Below are 21,923 nucleotides of genomic sequence, written 5' to 3'. Positions count from 1 at the left end.
TCGTTTAAACTATTTTGGTTTATTGAATGTATATACAGGCAGGTAAATACCGGAAGGCGTTCCAGGTCCAACATGAATTTTTTGGGTTGCCTTATGTACCTGTTTTGCTTCGTATATGGGCTCGCAGGTATTAAGGCTTCTGTTAAACCTGGGAAAACGACTCGGGCATATAGTTACCCGCAATTTGTGCCCCGGGTTTAACTGGTAACCTGTAGCCCATACGGAAATGTCTTGTTTTTGCGCTTCTTTGCCTTTAAAAAAAACTTTTGAAGCGCCTTCCTGTATGTTAATGATCTTTCCATTGGGAAATACATCTTCTAGGCATACGATTATATCACTACAGTCTGTATTGCCTGACAGCCAAAGAGAAGCTGATATGGGACCTAACAATATAAGCGGTTCTTCAAAAGCAGGCGTTTCAAAATTTACCTGGTCGGTCCTGCTGATATTCCTGTTTTGCAAAGCCGGTCCTACGCTATCGCCCAAAAAGGTCCCGCCATAATTGGGATAAGGATCGGAGGGGTCATATGTATAAGCATATATTTTGCTTTTTGCCGGAGGCTGAATGCTTAATGAATGATCTGCCTGCAGGTAATAAGGAACGCTGGTAGTTTCTTCAGGGGGCCACACATCTGAACCTGCATATTCATTTCTTTCCATTATGAATAAATTAAACCTGCTTTCCTTAAGCGGAGGTGGAAGATGGACGCTCCTGCCTTTCAAAGCGCTCAGCATATACTCAAAACTCATTTGCCCGTAAGATCCGGTTCGCTTTTCTCCTCCGTAATCGTTTTTATAGCCTGTTAGTCCATGTGCCCAGGGTCCGATTATATATTTGTTTTGCGGGTTTCCCTCCTTCGCTAATTGCTGCATGCCGTTTAGCTGGCCTTTCAAAAAAATATCGTACCAGCCTGCTATGGAAATGACAGGAGAGGTAATGGGTCCGTGAAATTGCAGTTTGTCCCAATACCCGTCTCTTTTTTCATGCTTCAGCCAGTCCAGCAGGAATGCGATAGAGTCGGCTGCTACGGAGAGCGGCAAACGGCTTAACCGTTGACGGACTCTTTCCGCCGACATGTCTTCCCCGCTTTTTGCAGCATTGGCATACCCCCATAAAAAGGCAGATTGCAAGGAAAGAACACCGTCCGGGTATATGAAGCTATACATATCGTCGCTCGTAAGCAGTGGCGCGGCCGCATCCAGCGAATCTGCTATCACCCATTGGGTATAGCCCATATAGCTTACTCCCCAGCCGCCTACTATGCCATTTGACCAGGGTTGTTTTCTTATCCACCTCAATGTAGATAATCCGTCTGCTCTTTCATTTGCGAATGGATAAAATGCACCCCCGGATTTATATTTTCCTCTTACATCCTGTATAATGATCGCGATATTGTTGGAAAGAAATCTTTTATCTATCCACATCTCAAGCTCTTTATTGTAAGGAGTGCGGATCAATACCGCGGCAAAGGCTTTATTGGTGTCTGGCAGAAAAATACGAGTACTCAGCGCAATCCCGTCATCCATAGTAATATTGGTTTCAAAAACTTTAACCGTGGAAGAATCCGTTGATTGATACATTTTTCTGCGCCGGGCTTCTTTGCTGAACAAAGCAATGCCTGAATGGTAGAATGACCTGAAATCTTCAGCAGACTGCTGTCCCGCATAGGGCGCATAGTATTCGGTTGTTCCGGAGTTACGCCAGGACATCGCATATGCCAGCCTGTGCTTTTTTACCGTTTCTGAAAAAACCTGTGTCCACCATTTATCATCGGGCAGTTTATTATATCCGAATTCCGTTAGCGCAGGTATCTTATTTTGTTGTAAGGCGATAGCATTCAGCATTGCCAGGCCTTTTCCCAGCTTGCGGGCAAAAGATTGGTTGGAGTGATGTTTTTGCTGGTAAATATCAAAGCCTACGATATCCACCCATTCATTGCCGGGATATCTTTGTAAAAATTCATTTTCAGATTTGAATACATCCGTATTGAAGGCATACAAAACATTGTGAACGTTCTTTTCATCCCGCAAGTAACTTACGGTAAACTGCCAGAGCTGCTTATATTCACCTGGCGTGGTATTCTTTCCTCCCCACCAGAACCAGTTGCCGTTAAGCTCGTGAAAAGGGCGGAGGATAACAGGTATTGATACGCCGTCTTTATCTTTCAGGCTAAGCATAAACCCGGCAACTGCATCCAGCCAGTGCCTGTATATTTCATGTTTTTCATGACCGGGCAAAACAGAAGAAACCGTTCCTTTTTTCGCATCCCAGGCAGCTCCCCCGGTCAGCGGGTTCATCATGTGCCAGCTATAGGTAATTATTTCTCCACGTTCATATCCTTCTACCGTATGCTGCTTTATTTCTGTAAAAGGAACACCGGTTATATTTACCGGGCTTCCTGTTTCAATGCCTGCCAGGTCCCAGCCGCACAAGGCAGGGTGATCTCCGGTCACCTCTTTTATATCACTTTTACCGGGTATGGACTTCCAGCCAACGCCGTAGGCTAATGCATCCTGGTGGCCGAAAAGGAACTGCCCGCTTTTTGACAGTTCCACAAGGTTTTTATATAGATAAACTGTTTCCCTGGTGGCTTTCCCGTCGATCGGTAACCCGTTTCCATACGCCTCAAAAAATAGCAACAAGCTCAGGTACGTGGTTTTCAGCATTATTTTAAATACACCCATATCATTCCTGTTGTTGTGATTAAATATTAGATCGTCCGCCCCGCAATACATATTTCTGTATCTTCCCGGTAGCTGTTTTAGGAAGCTCTTTAACGAAAGTTACCCACTGCGGTTTTTTAAAAGATGCAAGGTGTTGCCCTACAAACGACCTGAGATTGTCTTCCGTAACGGAATATCCCTGGTGCAGCACCACAAAAGCGTGGGGTGACTGTCCCCACTTTTCATGCGGCATCCCTACAATAGCCACTTCTTTAACAGACGGATGGCGCAATAAAACCGATTCTACTTCTACGGAAGAGATGTTCTCACCGCCGCTGATGATAATATCTTTTGCCCTGTCCCGTATCTCTATATAGCCATCAGGGTGTATTACAGCCATATCCCCGGTATGGAACCAACCATTTACCAACACTTTGTTGGTAGCCTCCGGGTCGTTGTAATAGCCTTTCATAACTACATTTCCCCTGGCTACTATTTCTCCCATTGTATTACCATCGTGCGGCACTTCGTTGTCTTCTCCATCTATTACCATCAGTTCCCCGGAAGTGATCAGCTCTACCCCCTGCCTTGCTTTAATAACAGCCAGTTGAGATGGGGTGAGATGGCAGTGTTCAGGAAGTGGTTCGCAAATAGAAATAAAAGGCGCCGTTTCTGTCAGCCCGTATACCTGTATAAGATTCCACCCCAGCTCATTTTCAATGCGCTCAATAGTTGCCGCTGCAGGCGGGGCGCCCGCTGTAATCACACGAATGCCTGCAGGAGCTTGCTTACGCAAACCTTCCGGCGCGTTAACAATACTGATCAATACCGTGGGAGCTGCGCAAAACAAGGTTATGCTTTCCCGGTTAATGAAATGGAAAATGCTTTGGGCGTCGGTCTTTCTCAGGCAGACATGCGTGCCACCACAGGCCGTGATGGTCCACACAAAAGTCCACCCGTTGGCATGAAACATAGGGAGGGTCCAGAGGTAGCGCTCTTTTACAGAAAGATCAAAATGAACAAGAGAGCCGATTGAATTCATATAGGCGTTCCGGTGCGTGATCATCACGCCTTTGGGTCGGGCTGTTGTGCCGCTGGTATAGTTGATGGTAATCAGGTCCTGCTCCTGAATGTCTACGGGTGCATATTTTACCCGCGATAGCTTTATGCGTTTTTCATAGCTTACCCATCCTTCTCTTTCTCCTTCCAGTGCAATAAAATGCTTTACACCCGGTAACTGGTCTTTTATGTTTTCTACTGCCGTCAGGTAATCGCTATGTACACATACAGCTACCGCTCCGCTGTGGTTGATGATGTAAGCAAACTCTTCGGCGGAGAGCCTGTAGTTTACAGGAACCAGGATCGCCCCGGTTTGTGGAACACTATAAAATGCTTCCAACTGGGCATGTGTATTGGTAGCTATATACGCTACACGGTCTCCCCGCACAATACCCATTTGTTGCAATGCATACGACCAGCGATCGCAACGATCAAAAAACTGGCTGTAGGTATACTTCAGCTCACCATCAATCACCGCTACCCTGCCGGCATACAGCTTCCGGGCGCGTCTTGAAAATTCTAACGGAGTGAGAGGCATTTCCATAACAGTAAATAATATTGTGTTTGAACATTCATTTGGCGGTTTGCATAAGGTTTTCTGTTTGATCACTTATTGCTGTAATATTCCTTAAAGAGGTTAAAAAAATTATAAGGGTCTGTTACTTCAATATCCAGGTCGGGACGTATACGCTTTAACTCCTCTATACCGGCAATTACATTTGAAGGCGAAGTCCATACGATCCTGAAGAAATGAAATGCCGGCGTTGCCTCACCCGTTGGAATGGCGCCTGACATTGCTTTTGCGGCTTCTCCCACGCTTTTGAATTCATTGGCATGGTTATGCAGGTCCATAACCGGCATACCCTTCCATACTTCCGGCTTTGGATGTTTTACGGTTTCCGTATGAAAGTCGTAAATGATCGTAGCAAACCCATCGGGCGAAAACTGTGCATAGGCGTCTTTTACCTGGTCGGCAGGCTCATCCCAGTCTAAAACCATCGGCGCTATGGTCAGATCGAGCTGATTAAAGAACTTTTGATTGTGCCTGATGAACAATGGGAGGTATTGCGGTAAAATCCTGTTGGGGTTGATATATCCCGCGGCGCTGGCATCTGCACCGAAATAATCATTTTCAGAGACTGTATTGTAGAAGTATTCTATTATATCAGGATATGTTTCAATCAAATTTGGATTTATCCCCCAGATGAAGGGTATTTTCCCTCTTTGCTTATCCTCCCAGTGCTTATATAAAAATTCGTACAAAGGTGTAGCGGAATCATAATCTGCCATCAGGATGCATATATAGGTTTTGTTCTCTAATTTTTTTTCAACAGATGGGCGATGTTGTTTCAGCTTTTTTACCGGTGCCTGGCTGTGGAATGACTGATTGAAGCAATAACTTGCTGCCGTATTCTGATAGCAGTTATAAGGCGACATTAAAAAAACAGACTCCCACTCTGTTGGAACAGCTTCATGCCTGCTCGGGTGATCGGGCATATTGCTGTATTTGGAAAACGGGAAAAAACCTGCTATTTCCGTCATCTCTTTACCATCGGTTTGTCGTAATATCTCGCCCAGCATCATTTTATACGTTTCCAGGTCCGTACCCAATGGCTGCTCCGGGTCGTCCTGGGGCTGTTCATCCCCCCAGGGAGAAAGATCAAACACAAATGAACCTTTGTGTACAGCCCAATCCCTTGTAACTACATAGCCTATATCGCCTTTGGCTCTTGTGGAATAAGCATCCTCCGAAAGAAATACACGATGCATATAACAACGTCCTTTGCTCAGGTAGTTTTTGATTGCCCACCTGTAGGCATCGTTTTTTGCGCTGCCCGATTCCTTTCCGGTAAACATTCCCCTGAGGTCCCTGACAACAGGAATACCCCATTTTTCCAGGTATTTTTCCGCAAACTCAGGGCTTAATACCACCGCATTTTCTACACCGGCAATGGTGGTGGCTACATTTATGGTAGCGGGCACATGGGGATCCCATATAACAGCGCCATTAATCCTGCTCCTGACAAGTTCAAACAATGCATCCATACTTTTAAGGGTATCTGCTTTTGTATCACGGAGCCAGCCAGTTCCAGCACTGAATTTTTTTAGCCAGTACTCCGGCTGGGTATTATTTTCAGAGATTACGTATACAACAGGCTTTTGCCTGTTGGCAATACCCTGTAAACAGGCTACAAGCATAGCCTCATCATACCTCTCAATGTTTTCTTTCCGGATAAGGTTGTATATGTATATATGTCGCTTATTCTCACACGCAATCTCAAGGATAAGAAACATACTCATCAAATAAATACATACAGGCTTGATCATCCCTGCAAAGAGATTTTTGTTGAATGTATTTTTAGCTTGCACTGAATTATTTTTTCTAAGAGATTTTTTAATCAATAAATGGGTTGGTATCTTTTTCACCTTGTGGCAGGGGAAGTGTTTTTGCTGCGGCGGGCATTGTTTTACCAGACTCCGCAGCAATTTGCGCGGTCATATCAATCTTGCCAAGCATATCCCAACGACGAAGGTCAAACCAGTGATGCTGTTCGCAGGAAAGTTCTACATACCGCTCTTTCATCAATGCTTTAAAGGCATCATCGGCATTTGTAAATTGGCTTGTATAAGGTTCAGCTGCAACAGCAGGGCGTGTTCTTACTTCATTAATGAGGTTAAAGCTACCCGGAATATCATTGCTGAACAGTTTGGCTTCTGCAAGCAACAATTTAACATCAGTTAAGCGTGTCCAGACTGTTGAATTTTCTCCGGCATTTCCCCCAAAGCTTGAAATTACACTCACGTTTTCAAAAGGCATATACTTTTTAAGCATGTAGCCGGTATTTGATTTTCCTTCCTCGTGGGGAGCATAAGGCCAATTGCCTCCAATATATGTTGTAGCGCCAAGCGTTGTTCCATCGGGATTTGTTCCTCCATAAAAAGTCATAGCAGCACGCGGATCAATATAATCACTTCCATTAAGTGTATATACAAACTGATTGGCATTTGCATTTGAAACAGCCGCATCAGTGAGGGGAAAATCACACATGTCATTTCGTGAATAATAGTTCATTTTGTTGTTGTATGAATTCTTTCCGGACTTCTCATGCAGGTCAATCAAAAAATAAAACCAAAGACTTGCCGCATCGCTGGCATCATGAATAGTTTGCATTATAATCTCCGGATTAATGCGGTTGTCATCGTTAGAAAACATACCATAAAAATCAGGAGAATAAGTATATCCTGCAGTTACATCATCTATTACATTATTTAACTGGGTAATAGCTTCATTAAACTTAGCAGCACCGATATAATATTTGGCAAGATAAGTTTGTGCAGCACCTTTTGTTATGCGCCCGAGATATTTACTCTCCCATTTAGACGGCAGCATTTGTATAGCACTCAGTAATTCGGGTTCTATAATAGTGGAACCAATTTGAGCAACAGGCGTTAATGCTTTTGCCGGATTTGTTTTAATATCACTGGCTGTAAGATGCATAGGAACATCGCCATAAAGTTGTGTGAGATAATAATAACTCCATGCTCTGAAAAATTTGCATTCTCCGATCATATACTCCTTTTGCTGCTGTTCTGATTCGATAACAGGCTGCCATGTTTCGATCTTTTCCAAAGCAAATGAAGCACGCCACACCTGGCGAAAAAGTGACTTCCATATCCATGCATTAATCGGGTTATTAGCGTCAACATTATAATTGTTGAACTGAGGCTGAGTAGGTTCTGTTCCGGTGAGCAGTGCCATTTCCTGTCCCAGCGCATCAATAGCATGGTAGAAATATTTATCAAGTCCTGGATCAACAAGATTTGAATAAACTGCCGCTACCGACTCAAGGCATTCGTTCATATTTGAGAAATAATTGCCTTCATTAAAATTCTGCGGATCATTCAGGTTTACCATGTCTTTTGAGCATGAAAAAAATACAGATACAAGAATAACAAACAACACTTTTTTTATCTGTATGTTTCTTACTTTGATTAATCTTGAGAAATACATATAAATAATTTTGATTCAGTTGATGAATTGGCTATTTGTAAGCAGTTTCTGAAATATGCTATTTAAATGACAGGCTAACACCCAGCATAAAAATTCTGGGATTAGGAAAATTGTTATACTGACCAGCAATGCCTCTCTGAAGATTATAATTAGCCTCGTTCCCTCCTCCATTAGCATTCATTGATCCTAACTCAGGGTCGAAGCTTTTATACCCTGTAAAACACAATGCGTTTTGAACCGTAATATATATCCTGCAATTATCTATGTAGTCACTGAAATCTTTGGGAATTATTGTATATCCCAATGTGATATTTCTTATTTTCAAAAAGCTCCCATCTGTTACAAATCTGTCCGACACCCTTCCATTCCTGTTATTATCACCACTTACGGCTCTTGGCACATCAGTAATATCTCCTTCCTGCCTCCATCTTTTTAATCGTTCTGTTGTGCGAATGGTGTGAGAAAAGAAATCATATATCTGAACCCCGGCAATACCGGTTCCTCCTATATTCAGGTCAAACTTTTTATAATAGGCACTAATATTAAAGCCATAGTTAAATTTAGGAATCGGGCTTCCTATGAACGTTCTGTCATTATCATCAATTTTTCCATCAGGTCCTGTAGGCTTACCATCTGCATCTTTGGGTCCTGCAATATCCTTAAAAGCAATATCACCTGCGGCTGCACTTAATCCATATTTAGTATTATAGACTTCTGCCTCAGCGGTAGTAGAAAGCACTTTATCCATTTTATATCCATAAAATGAGCCAATAGGATTGTCAATAGTAGTGAGTGTAATGAATTCACTTGATTCAAGTGGTGCATTCCAGATTGGTTCACCGGTACCAAGAGATGTTACCTTGTTTGTAACATATCCAATTACGCCGGAAAGGCTGAACCTGAAATTTTTCCCGATATGCTCATTATATCCCAGAGATAAATCAAATCCTCTGTTACGTACAGAAGCTGCATTGGAAAAAGGAGCAACATCAATACCTGCAGAGGGGTTAATAGGCACCTGTACAAGAATATTGTTGGTGTTGCGAATATAAAGATCCAGAGATGCAGTAAACTTATTTTGCCACATGCCGAGGTCAATGCCAATATTATATGCTTCAGAATCTTCCCATTTGATTCCTACGGAAGCTAAAGCATTAGAAGTAGTTCCCTGTATCCATGTTCCAGGAAGCCCGAAAGCCGCGCCAACTCCGTTGGGAAATCCTGCCGAATTATACCCTTTAAATAATGTTGATAAATATCCATAATTGGGAATACGGTCATTGCCTGAGAGTCCCCAGCTCAATCTTAGTTTTAACTGATTAACTTGTTGAATATTGCTGAAAAAAGCTTCTTCATTAACTTTCCAGGCAAATGCTGCTGAAGGAAAACGTCCCCAACGATTCTCTGGTGCAAAATTAGGAGAAGCATCCTGCCTGTAATTCAGCGTTAGCAGGTATCTGTTCAAAAAGGAATAGTTAATACGACCGAAATAAGACAGATAAGCATAATGGCTTACTGCTTCTCCTGTTACGCTGGAAGTGGGTGTTTGAGATATCATTAACACATTATAGTTTTCCCATGGAAGATCGGGAGAACTGGTTCCTATTCCTCCCATTCCATAGGAGTTATTGAATGTTGCTTTAGAGCCTGACATCCCTGCCATTGCCGAAATGTGATGCTTTCCTAAAGACTTGTCATAGGAAAAATAATTTTCCCATGTGGAGGATTGTGACCAGCTTATATTTTTTGTTATCTGTGCGGGATATTGTAACCCGCCCTGGGCATAGGTTGGGTACCACTCCTGGTAAAATGGAGAGCTTTGTGTGTAAATCAACTGGCTTCTGAATCGTAGTCCATCATAAATATTCACTTCTCCATACACCTGGTTCTGCAATACCCCTGTTTTACTTATTCGTTGCCGGGTAAAAATTTCGGGTAAAGGGTTAAAACTGCTTCCGGCATCAAGGGCATTGGACATTTGTGAATACCCCCATGAATTATCCGCATCATATAAATCCATATAGGGCGCATAGTTCAAAGCAGACATTAAAGAAGCAGCATATCCTGTAAAAGGAATACCATTATCTTCAATTCGGGCATAGCTCATATTATTTCCGATTTTGAAGATGCTCCGGTATTTATACTCGATGTTAGAGAGTATGTTTAATCTTTGATGGTTGAAGCCTTTAATAATAGCATCCTGGTTTCTGTAGTTTAAGGAAAAACTGTAGTTGATATTGGGCGAACCACCGCTTAAGTTTATATGATACTCCTGCTGAGGTGCATTCTTAAATAAAACATTCTGTATATCATTTCGTGAAGTACGTGCCCATTCTTCCGTGTAACCCAATCCTCCATCACTAACAGGCATAAATCGTTTTGCTTTTGACCAGAAAGCAGGATCAGTTTCTACAGCCAAATCAATATATTGACTTGCGTTTAACATTGGCAGTTTTCTGGGTGTTTGTGCTATGCCTGCATATGCATTTAAAGTAACTCTTAAGGGGCCTGTTTTCCCTTTTTTAGTCGTAACTAATACTACCCCATTGGCGGCCCTGGCACCATAAATAGCTGTAGATGCGGCATCTTTTAACACTTCAATTGATTCTATATCATAAGTATTGATGGCTGAGAAGCTGCCCGGCATACCATCAATAATATAGAGAGGATCGGCATTATATAAAGTTCCGGTTCCGCGAACCAGTATTTTACTTCCTGCTCCCGGAACTCCGTTTGCATTTACAACATTTACACCTGCAACACGTCCCTGTATCATGCTGCCAACATCCGAAGTAACCACATTACCTATATCACTCTGTTTAACTGATGATACAGCACCGGTCAAATCAGCTTTCCTTACAGAGCCGTATCCAATAACAACAACATCATCCAGCACTTCCTGCACCACAATAAGTTTTATATTCAGTTCCTCCTGTTTGCCAACTATAGTTTCCTGGCTTTGATAGCCTACAATTGAAAAGATCAATACGTTTTTCTCCTCTATCCCATTTAAAACAAAATATCCTGACGCATCTGTCTTTGTCCCCCATGCAGAACCCTTAACTGTTACCGAAACTCCTTCCAAAGGCTTTCCTTCAGCATCCGTTACCCTGCCCTTTATGTCAATAGGAGGCGGGGCATCTAAGGAATCACCCGTCTGGTCCAGCACCTCCTTTTTTTCAAGAAGACGTATGACCACGGCTGTTTTAATAATTGTATAGGTTAAAGGCTGTCCTTTGAAGCATGCGTCCAGCGCCTGTCTGATATTCACATTCCGGAGATTTAAATCAACATTTTTAGCAAGCTTTAGCCATTCGTCCCGGTACACAAAAGTGTACCCGCTCTGCGCCTTTATCTCCATGAAAATTTTTTTTAAAGGAGCATTTTTTTCCGAAAGAGTAATGGTTTGTGAATGGCTGTTGGCCGATACCTGAAGACAACCAATCAATAATAAAATTGCAGTCAATTTCATGATACGCACCGTTTTGGTCAATGCACTTATATTAATGCACTGATAGTGACAAAGAGCCGTTAAATACATAACTTTGTAATGTTTGGGTTAAACAATCAATGGCAATTGGTATGTTGTTTTCCAACGCAGCTTATGCAGCGTGGGTCGCCTGAACGATTTACCGTCCTGCCTGTCCGCAGGACGGTTTTTATATTCAGACTGATGATCAATTAGTAATAATCAGTGTTTTTCCCTCCAGTTGGCAACGCACATCGCTTAGTACCAGCACTTTTAATACTTCCGATAAGTTCAGGCTTCTCGGCACTTCGCCGGAAATGGTACCGGATGGAACATTTCCTTTGTAGACTACTTCAATATCATACCAGCGTGCTATTTGCCGCATAATGTCGGATACTTCGCTATTAGTCAGTTTAAAATAACCGCTCTTCCATGCAATAGCAGCCTGCCCGTCTGCGGGGGAAACGTTTATTTTAGTGTCTCCATTTTTTACAAGGGCCTGCTCATTGGGTTTAAGTAAAGTGCTTGAGGTGCCGAGATTCACTTTCACCGATCCTTCAATCAAAGTAGTACGTATAAAAGGTTCGTCGCTGTAGGCATTAATATTAAAATGCGTTCCCAGTACTTCAATTTGCTCTTCTCCTGCTTTTACCCTGAACGGCTGTTCTTTATTGCGGGCTACTTCAAAATACACTTCTCCTGTAATTTCCACATCGCGGTAATTGCCGGTAAAAGCTACAGGAAACCGTACAGAAGAAGCCGCGTTCAGCCAGAGTTTTGTACCATCCGATAAAGTCATGGAATATTGTTCTCCCCTGTTGGTGGCAAGTGTATTGTATACTGTTTCTTTTTGTTTTTCCGTAGAGATGTTGTAGTAAAGGTGACCGTTAGAAGTATTTATCTGTGCAGCTCCTTCTCCGGTAATGATCTGTCCCCGAACCGTATCCAACACAACCTGTGATCCATCTGATAATGTGAGCTTTGCTTTAAATTGCCCCGGCGCAACGTCATTTACAGTACTTTGTTTTTTATCAGCAATTGCGTGGGTCGTATTGATTTTCGATTGTCCGGAAAAAAAGATATAAGCTCCGCTGGCTATGACCAGGATGCAGGCAGCAGCAATGCCTGAAAACAACAAATACCTGCTTTTTGATTTTGACTGAAGAACAGCAGGTGTATTGGTCCCGGTAACAGAACTAAACAGGTGGTTTGCTTTTTCTTCAGCCATGTCTTCCAAAGGTTCAAACCGGTTCCACATATCCGACAAATAGTGCTTTAGCTTTGTATCATCCTGTGCTTTTTCTATCCAATAAGCCAGCTCTTCTTTTTCTGCCTGTGTGCAGCTATTGTTGAAAAGGCGATCCATCAGATAGTAGAGTCTTTCATCTAATTCTTCCATCTTCTCTGTTTTTTAATTCTGAATTGAACATTCAAAAGCGGCACAAAAACCCAATAATGTTATATAGGTAAGATATATGACAACGGAGAAAAGAGAAAGTCGTATGGCGTCAAAAAAAATTAACACATAAAAAAAGAGGTGAGCATAATTACAAAAGGTATAGTAATAAAGTAATAAACGGCTTTTAATTTCTTCCGTATGTTCCGGAATGCCTGCGTCATATGGCTTTTAACCGTTACTACAGAAATATTAAGCTGCTCAGAAATTTCTTCCTGTTTCATTCCTTTTTCCTTGCTTAGCAGGAATACCATCTTCTGCTTTTGCGGCAGTTCATCCACCACAAAATGAAATAAGCGGCGAAGTTCTTTTCTTTCCAGCCCTTCACACACTTCTTGCACTGAAGCTGATTGTTTTTCAATTTTTTGTAGCACAAGTGTCTCTTTGGCCATTTTTTTCATGGCATTCAGAAAGTGATTGTGGGCTACACGGAAAATATAGGCATTAAAGTTTTTAATGCTGACCATATCTGCCCTGCGTTGCCATATTTTAGCGAATACATCCTGGGTAACATCTTCGGCTGATTGGACTGAGCCGGATATACGAAAGATAAAAGAGTAAATTTTGGGTCGGTAAGTGTGGAATAACACAGCATAAGCCTTTTCATCACCATTGGCTACCTCATCTAAAAGACATCTTTCTCTATCTTCAGAAGCGCTAAGCATTCGTTATCATTAAGCAGGTTTTGAAAGATAACAGGCTGTTTTCTATTAACCCTCAATTAAAAATATAAAATATTTTTTTCAGTTCACTAACATTTTATGGTTTACCAAGCACCAATGCTGAATGAACTTCATACACCTTATAAGAAGACAACCGGGAAAGTGAAAAGTCGTAGTTGGGATTAAAATTTTATTTCCCAGAGGTTGAAACTCCATATTTGCATTTTCGCAAAATCAAATATTCCTCCATTCCATTTGCGAAAGAAGCCTGCGATTTTTCATAGGGAGCATAGAAATTACCCGTAAATTTGCGCTGCAAAAAGGCAGTATACTTTTCCGCTTACGGGCCTAATACATATGACGAATAATTTTAAGCAACTGGCTGCAGAACTGGAAGGCGAGTTTTATGATGATGATGTTATCAGAACATTGTATGCTACCGATGCGTCTGCATACCGGGAAATGCCACAGGCAGTGGCTATTCCAAAATCTATTGATGATATAAAAAAACTGATCGCTTTTGCGAATAAGGAACATACATCGCTTATTCCCCGTACAGCAGGTACTTCACTTGCAGGGCAGGTAGTAGGCAATGGTATTATTGTAGATGTGTCGAAATACTTTACTAAAATATTGGAGCTGAATAAGGAAGAACGCTGGGTAAGGGTTCAACCGGGTGTAATTCGTGACGAGCTGAATATGTTTTTAAAACCGTATGGATTGTTTTTTGGTCCTGAAACGTCAACGGCTAACCGAGCGATGATCGGCGGTATGGTGGGTAATAATTCCTGCGGATCAAATTCTGTAGTGTACAGGAGCACACGTGAACATTTACTGGCAGTAAAAGCGTTACTGAGTGATGGCTCTGAAGCGGAGTTTTGTGCGATGGATATTGACAGCTTTCATGCCAAATGTGAAACTGATACGCTTGAGGGAAGAATATATAAGGATATAAGGAAACTGCTGAGCAACTACGATAACCAGCAGGAAATCCGAAAAGAGTTTCCCAAAAAAACAATAGAAAGAAGAAATACCGGGTATGCCGCAGATGTATTGCTTGATACGGCGCCATTTACAGCAGGCGAACCTGATTTTAATTTTTGTAAACTGATAGCAGGATCTGAAGGTACGCTTGCTTTTATTACAGAAATAAAGCTGAATGTAGTACCGCTGCCTCCAAAAGTTTCCGGTTTGTTATGTGTGCATTTTAATTCAATTGATGAAGCATTGCGTGCCAATCTTATTGGTTTAAAATACAATGTATCTGCCAGCGAGCTGATTGACCATTTTATTCTTGAGTGTACTAAAGACAATATTGAGCAGCGCAAGAACAGGTTTTTTGTACAGGGCGATCCGGGTGCTATACTGGTGATTGAATTCAGCAGGGATACAAAGGAAGCCGTAGAAGCCGCCGCTGCAGCAGCAGAAGCTGAAATGCGTACCGCAGGTTTAGGGTATCATTTCCCGTTGTTGATGGGCGATGATACTAAAAAGATATGGACATTGCGTAAAGCAGGGCTTGGCCTGCTGAGTAATTTGCCGGGCGATGAAAAAGCGGTGCCTGTTATAGAAGATACAGCAGTGGATGTGAATGACCTGCCTGATTTTATCCGGGACTTTAATGTTATTCTTGCTAAATATGGTTTGTATTCTGTGCACTATGCGCATGCTGGTAGTGGAGAAATACATCTGCGTCCTATCATTAATTTAAAAACAGCAGAGGGAAATAAATTATTCCGCATTATAGCGGAAGAGATAGCAACGCTGGTAAAAAAATATAATGGCTCATTAAGTGGTGAGCATGGTGATGGCAGATTACGCGGAGAATTTATTAAGCAGATGGTAGGCGAAAAAAATTACGCGTTGCTGAAAGAAATTAAAAAGGCCTGGGACCCGCATAATATTTTCAATCCTAACAAGATCGTTGATACGCCATCCATGAATACGATGCTGCGCTATACGCCGGGACAGCGAACGCCGGCGTTTAAAACAGTTTTTCGTTATCACAACCAGGATGTATTGCAGCATGCGGAGCAATGTAACGGCTCCGGTGATTGCCGTAAAACACATTTATCCGGTGGAACCATGTGCCCATCGTATATGGCTACCCGAAATGAAAAAGATACTACCAGGGCAAGGGCGAATATACTGCGTGAGTTTTTAACACATTCCACAAAAGCGAATCGTTTTGATCATAAAGAGATCAAGGAAGTGATGGACTTGTGCCTGAGTTGTAAGGCCTGTAAGTCTGAATGTCCTTCCAACGTGGATATGGCAAAACTGAAGGCTGAGTTTTTACAGCAGTATTATGATGCGAATGGTATACCGCTGCGCAGCAGAATGATAGCCAACTTTGGTAACTTTTCAAAACTGGGCGCAATAGTACCGGGTGTATATAATTTTTTTATGACCAATGGTTTTGCCAGCGGGTTAATAAAAAAGTTTACGGGCTTCGCGGCTGATCGTTCTATGCCGCAATTATATAAAACCACTTTGCTGAGTTGGTATAAAATACACAAAAGAAACAATACAGCCCCTGCTCCTGCAAAGAAAAAAGTATATTTCTTTTGCGATGAGTTTACCAATTATAATGATACCGAAATAGGGATTAAGGCGATATTGCTTTTAGAGCGGTTAGGGTATGAAGTGGAGATACCGCAGCATACAGAGAGCGGGCGCTCATGGTTAAGTAAAGGATTACTGCGTAAAGCAAAAGTTATTGCAGCACAAAATATAAGAAATCTTGCACCATTCATTACAGAAGAAACACCTTTGATAGGGGTAGAACCTTCTGCTATACTCACTTTCAGAGACGAGTATATTGACCTGGCTGATGATGATATATTTGAAGCGGCAAAAAACCTTTCTAAAAATGTATGGACGATAGATGAATTTCTTTCTATGGAGCTGGATCGTGGCAGGATTGATACGACCTTATTTACGTCAGCATCAAAAAAAGTAATGCTGCACGGACATTGCCAGCAAAAGGCATTATCATCTGTAATGCCAACAGTTAAGATACTTTCTATTCCTAAAGGTTATAAAGTACAAACCATTCCTTCCGGGTGCTGCGGCATGGCCGGCTCTTTCGGCTATGAAAAAGAACATTATGAGCTTTCTATGAAGGTTGCTGAGCTTGTATTGTTGCCGGCAGTAAGAAAAGCAGAAGGAGATGATATTATTGCTGCACCCGGCACCAGTTGCAGGCACCAGATAAAAGACGGGGCTTCTAAAAAAGCATTGCACCCTGTGGAGGTATTGTATGAGGCATTGTTATGATAATTTTAGTACGGTAATATGAATACATACAGGCCTGAATTAAATGAAAATGGCTTTACAACTATAGCGGATATATATTCCATGCAGGAAGTTCAGCAAATAATTTCTATTATTGATGAAGCAGACAAAACAAAGGATACTTTTCGTAAATCAAATGATATTTTTGCTATCCGCCAATTTTTAAAAGAAATTCCTGATGCAGGTGAATTAATTTTTAGCCATAAACTAAAACGTGTAATTACAGGTTTGTTTGGAAGCAAGTATTTTGTGGTTAAGAGTATATATTTTGATAAACCTGAAAGTTCTAACTGGTATGTATCTTATCACCAGGATTTAACGATTTCGGTTGATCACAAAGTAGCATACAAAGGCTTTACACGATGGACGACTAAGTATAATCAATTTGCAGTTAAGCCTGCCGTAGAATATCTTGAAAATATATTTACTATTCGTATTCATCTTGATGATACTAATGTAAATAACGGCGCTTTAAAAGTTGTACCTGGTTCGCATGTGAGGGGAATATACCGGCCGGAAACAATTGACTGGAGAAAAGCATCTGAAAAGGTGTGTGAAGTGCCTGCAGGAGGAATTATGATCATGAAACCTCTATTGCTGCACAGTTCAGGCAGAACAACAAATTTCAAAAGAAGAAGAGTTATACACATTGAGTTTGCTGATAAAGCATTACCTCAGGGAATGCAATGGGCTGAGCTTCTGATGATCCGGAGCTAAGTTTGCTGGTTTGTAGCTCGTACTATAATATTTCTAATTCAAAGCAACATTACTATCCTCACCATTTTTATATAACGGCAGCTCTACAAAAAATGTAGTGCCCTTTCCCTCAACCGTATCAAACCAGATGTTGCCTCGTGCCTGCTCAACTATGCCTTTGCATATGGCTAATCCTAAACCGGTGCCGGATGTTTTTGTAGTAAAGTTGGGTGTAAAAATATTGACACGGGCGGTTTTAGAAATACCTGCGCCGGTATCCTTTATGCTGATAGTAACAGCATCATTGTTCTCATCCTTGAGTACGGAAACATAGCCGGTTTCATCCTCAGGGATCGCCTCAATTGCATTTTGCAGCAGGTTGGTAAAAAGCCTGTTGATCTGTGTTTTGTCGGCGCTGATTATAATTGGGTCATCGCCGGTATGTAGCTTTACGCTCACTCTTTCCTGCACATCATGCAGGTACACGAGTGAATTTAATAATACATTCAGATCAAACACCTCGTTTTTTGAATTGCCGATATTAGCAAACTGTGAAAACTCCGCAGCTATGCGTGAGAGGTGGTCTATTTGCTCAACCAGGGTTTGTGCTACATTAGATGATAGTTCCTTTACATTTGGCGCATTATTGCTTATGGCTTTTTGAAGATATTGAATACTCAGCTTCATCGGTGTAAGCGGATTCTTGATTTCGTGCGCCACCTGTCTTGCCATTTCGCGCCATGCACCTTCTCTTTCTGTTTTTGCAAGAGCAGCGGCGCTGTCTTCCAGTTTTTGCACCATTTTATTATATTCTTTTACCAGCACACCTATCTCATCTTTTTTAGTCCATACTATCTCAGCATTGTGTTTACCAAGATTTACATCACGCATCATGGCGCCGATAAGTGTAAATGATCCGGTAATCCTGTTGGTAAGGAACAATGCAATGATGCCGGCTAACAAAAATATAAATGCATTTATAGTAATAATGGTTACAAGAAAGCTGGCGATCTGTTGCTTCAGCCTGTTCTGCGAATTAAAATATGGAATATTGAGATAAGCAACAGCATTGCGGTTGTCGCCTAATACAGGTACATAAATGCTCAGGTATTTCATCTTTCCATAGCTTTCTTCCTGTATATATTGTATTTTTTTGAGCTTTTGAAGATTGTATAGCGCCAGCGGTTCCATCATTCTGCTCAATACCCCCTTGTTATATACAAATGGCTGAGAAGAAATCTGAAGTGATCCGTCTGAATTATAGAGGTTCACATCAACGTCATGTGATTGGGCAAGGTTTGCTATTTGTTGCCTCAATTCCCTGCTGTATGCAGAATCATATACCTGCATCACTTCGTCCTTCATACGGTGATCGCTTATTTTGCTTTTTAATTCTTTAGAAATGTCCTGGATGGATTTGCTTAACCTGTCTTTATTATTTTTATTATACGAAGATGTAAAGAATACGATGGTGGTTCCGCCTACGATTACCAGGGCAAACACACTCACAAAAATTACGGTTGCATAAATCTGCGACCTGATATTGAAATCTGTGAGCGTTCGTAATGCTCTTATCCTGAATCCTGAGAGAATGATAATGCTGGCAACCTGGAAAATTACAACCAATATCAAAAAGCCAACAAACAGGTATGAGAAAAGAGCGATAGCTTCCATAATAAAACTGCTGCGGCGTGTTATCACAACAACCTTGTTGCCCGATTTATACCACAGTTCGCTGTAGCCATTTACATACCTGTCGTAAAAATCCTGTTTAGGAATGTTTTCATCATTCAGAACAGTTGGAAAGCTATAATCATTAACGTAAGCCTGTAAATTTCTGTCAACATAAATGGCGTATGCATAGTCAGGTGTGTTCTCAAAAGAAAAATCTTCCGCCTGCTTAAATAATTCGGGATACAAGGCATCACTCCTGTATCGCTTGGGATTAGCAAGCATAAAAAAATATGCCCTGATGTTTTTAGAACTATCTCTTATTTCCCTTGAATATACATAACTGAACTTGTCGAAAGCGGTTTCATAATATCGCAGCTCAGGAATTTTAGTAGCCTTGCCCTGCACGGAGTATATGCTGTTGATCTCATCATATGTAAGCCTCCCTCCATTGCCCAGTGGTTGTTCCTCAGCGTTAAAAAAGAAAAGCTCAGTCTCATATTTGCTGGTAAAAGGTTCAAAATACGCATTCAGTATACTGTCTTTAAATCTCGCATTTTTTGCAGGATTAGTAATTTTATCAAGATTGCTGAGAAAAAATATATTAGTAAAACTTTGGGTTACTATGTTTAACAACCGCTCACTTGACGGATCTGTTTGTATAACCAGTTTTTCCGCAGTTCTTTTTCTTAGCTCAAGCTCACGGGTGCGGTTTTGTGATATGATTATGGCTGCAATAGACGCAGAGAAAATAAATAGCCAGAACATCGCGTTCCCGGCAACAAAATTACTCCGTACAAAATTGAGCGGAATTTTGTTCATCAGGTATACATAAAATAATACCCAAACCAGGATGAGTAACTCAAAAAGTATATAAGGACTGTTAACTCTTACACTTAAAATTAAAAGGCCTATAAAGGCAACAAGTACAATCTGCACATAGTAGGCTTTCCGGATCATTCTTTCCATCATGTTGAGGATGGCCTGGGAGAATATAAAATAGCTTATGGATACACAGCATAATACCGCAAAGCCAAATACACTGTAAATATTAAGTGTAAAGAAATTGGTTACATCAAGTGATATCTGCGAATCGGCAACGAGGCTTCGTATAACATGACCGCATATTAAAGTGGTTACCAGAAGAATGGTAGATAATAGAATCAATATTGCTCTTTTCCATGCCGGGCTGAGTGTATCAAGCCTTAATCCCCGGCCATAAAACTGAACACGTGCAAAAATTACGAGCCAGAAAAATATCAGAGAGTTTATGAGTAAATCCCCCAGCGAGGGTGAAATAAAGCTTGAACCGTATACACGGGGATTAAACAACTCAAACTGGCGGAAATTAGCAGGTATATGAAAAATATAACTTAAAAATCTTAGCCCTGTTAATAAAATCACCATAAACGCAACTCCTGCAACCGGGCTTATGGATTTTGAAATAGCAATACCGATATTATGCAGGAAAAAAAGAATAAGCAGAGAGCCTGCCACTCTGAAAAGGAGCGTTACCCAGTCATATCCTTCGGCATCGCTGAATGGTTTAGGCTGCAGGTAAAACAATGTTTCACCTGTTTTGCTTCGTATAGGAAAATCAGTTGGAGCAAATGAAAGGGAATAACTATCCTCAAGATTACTTTGATTTACAAAACCATTCCGGAGATATTCGCTCTCGAGCACATATTGCCGGCGTATCGGCAGCAGGTAGAGGGCAAGTGAATTTTTACTGCCGGTATTCAACCTTTTTTTTATTACCTGGTACTGTCCGTTGGTTAATGATTTGATAAAGTTGGTACTATCATTCATTAATAACGTTTCCTCAGGCAATATAGATTGGGTATTCCAGAAGATCAGTTCATAGTTTGCCGTGTCTATCTGGTTGTAAAGAAAAAAACTATAATCTTTCTCTCTTATCTGTATTACATCTTCTTCTTTTTCTTCGTTGTAAGTAAACTTTCTTATTAAAGAGGTATCTCTTAAAAAACTATCAAAATCTTCTTCATTACGCCACACATATTTTTCCAGGGATTTTTTTACTCCTCTGGGAGATGAAGTATAAGACCAGTAGTTACTAAAGATAAATGAGAGCGTAAAAAGCCAGGCTGCCCCAATAAGCAGGTATCCATTATTATAAAACAGATCGCCCCAGAATTTTTTCAAATTGCTTTGTTTTGTATTTTAATACGGTTCCATATCGCATCCATCTCTTCCAGCGTCATGTTTGCCAGGCTTTTACCTGTTCCTGTCGCGGCTTCTTCCATTTGAGTAAACCGTTGTATAAATTTTTTATTGGTACGTTCCAGTGCGTTTTCCGCGTCAATATGCAAAAATCGTGCATAGTTAATTAAAGAAAATATAAGATCGCCATATTCTTCCTCAACAGCATCCTGGTTGTTTGCTTTTATTGCCTCCTGCAACTCCTGCATCTCTTCTTCAACCTTTTGCCATACCTGTGCGCGGTTGTCCCATTCAAAACCAACCTGCTTTGCTTTTTCCTGCAGGCGCATAGCCTTTACCGTTGCCGGCAGCGATGTAGGCACGCCACTCAGTACAGATTTTTTTCCTTCTTTCAGCTTTAATTTTTCCCAGTTTCTTTTCACGTCCTCATCATTCTCAACCTTTACATCTCCATATATATGCGGGTGGCGGGCTATCAGTTTCCCGCATATGCCATTGATAACATCATCAATCGTAAACTGTTGCTGTTCTGCGCCGATCTTTGCATAGAAAACAATATGGAGCAGCACATCGCCTAACTCTTCTTTTATATCCTTCCAGTTGTTTTCAGTAATCGCGTCTGCAAGTTCGTATGTTTCTTCTATGGTAAGAGCGCGTAATGTCTGGATGGTTTGTTTCTTATCCCAGGGGCATTTTTCCCTGAGGTCATTCATGATATTTACTAATCTTAAAAAAGCAGTTTCAGTAGTTTCCATA

General features: G+C 41.3%; 11 protein-coding genes. 2 read left to right on the top strand and 9 right to left on the bottom strand.

Features of this window, described 5'->3' with window-relative positions; genetic code table 11:
- Positions 1-9: 9 nt before the first annotated feature.
- The 7 genes from DC498_RS22740 to DC498_RS22710 all read right to left on the bottom strand — a co-directional run bounded on the left by DC498_RS22740 (position 10) and on the right by DC498_RS22710 (position 13,325).
- Positions 10-2,685, bottom strand: coding sequence for a CocE/NonD family hydrolase (locus DC498_RS22740; RefSeq protein ID WP_165813940.1), 2,676 nt, complete (start codon positions 2,683-2,685; stop codon positions 10-12).
- A 19-nt stretch (positions 2,686-2,704) separates the two neighbouring features.
- Complete coding sequence (locus DC498_RS22735) at positions 2,705-4,267, bottom strand: long-chain-fatty-acid--CoA ligase (protein WP_116876460.1); 1,563 nt, start codon at positions 4,265-4,267, stop codon at positions 2,705-2,707.
- Between the two features lie 62 nt (positions 4,268-4,329).
- Positions 4,330-6,018 carry a GxGYxYP domain-containing protein gene (locus tag DC498_RS22730; protein WP_165813939.1) on the bottom strand — a complete coding sequence of 563 codons (1,689 nt, stop codon included), beginning with the start codon at positions 6,016-6,018 and terminating at the stop codon, positions 4,330-4,332.
- 100 nt (positions 6,019-6,118) lie between these two features.
- Positions 6,119-7,735: a RagB/SusD family nutrient uptake outer membrane protein gene (locus DC498_RS22725; protein WP_116876450.1), complete on the bottom strand. Its 1,617-nt coding sequence runs from the start codon at positions 7,733-7,735 to the stop codon at positions 6,119-6,121.
- Positions 7,736-7,793: 58 nt separating this feature from the next.
- Complete coding sequence (locus tag DC498_RS22720; RefSeq protein ID WP_165813938.1) at positions 7,794-11,207, bottom strand: TonB-dependent receptor; 3,414 nt, start codon at positions 11,205-11,207, stop codon at positions 7,794-7,796.
- A gap of 205 nt (positions 11,208-11,412) precedes the next feature.
- Complete coding sequence (locus tag DC498_RS22715) at positions 11,413-12,603, bottom strand: FecR family protein (RefSeq protein ID WP_116876448.1); 1,191 nt, start codon at positions 12,601-12,603, stop codon at positions 11,413-11,415.
- Between the two features lie 119 nt (positions 12,604-12,722).
- Positions 12,723-13,325, bottom strand: a complete 603-nt coding sequence (locus DC498_RS22710; protein WP_116876447.1) for an RNA polymerase sigma factor — start codon at positions 13,323-13,325, stop codon at positions 12,723-12,725.
- A 354-nt stretch (positions 13,326-13,679) separates the two neighbouring features.
- Between DC498_RS22710 and DC498_RS22705 the strand changes: the two genes are divergently transcribed.
- Complete coding sequence (locus DC498_RS22705; protein ID WP_116876446.1) at positions 13,680-16,601, top strand: FAD-binding and (Fe-S)-binding domain-containing protein; 2,922 nt, start codon at positions 13,680-13,682, stop codon at positions 16,599-16,601.
- Positions 16,602-16,619: 18 nt separating this feature from the next.
- A complete protein-coding gene (locus DC498_RS22700) occupies positions 16,620-17,336 on the top strand; it encodes a phytanoyl-CoA dioxygenase family protein (RefSeq protein ID WP_116876445.1) in 717 nt (238 codons plus the stop codon).
- A 33-nt stretch (positions 17,337-17,369) separates the two neighbouring features.
- Here DC498_RS22700 and DC498_RS22695 read toward each other — a convergent pair whose 3' ends face one another.
- Both DC498_RS22695 and mazG read right to left on the bottom strand, forming a co-directional pair.
- Complete coding sequence (locus DC498_RS22695) at positions 17,370-21,149, bottom strand: sensor histidine kinase (RefSeq protein WP_116876444.1); 3,780 nt, start codon at positions 21,147-21,149, stop codon at positions 17,370-17,372.
- On the bottom strand, positions 21,146-21,922 hold the full coding sequence (gene mazG / locus DC498_RS22690) for a nucleoside triphosphate pyrophosphohydrolase (protein ID WP_116876443.1): 777 nt from the start codon (positions 21,920-21,922) through the stop codon (positions 21,146-21,148). Before mazG ends, DC498_RS22695 begins: the two co-directional genes overlap by 4 nt.
- Between the last annotated feature and the right edge of the window lies 1 nt (position 21,923).

This window comes from Terrimonas sp., from assembly GCF_003075435.1.
GTDB lineage: Bacteria > Bacteroidota > Bacteroidia > Chitinophagales > Chitinophagaceae > Agriterribacter.
Note: the sequence above shows the minus strand (reverse complement) of the source record. Positions and strands in the feature narration are given on the sequence as shown.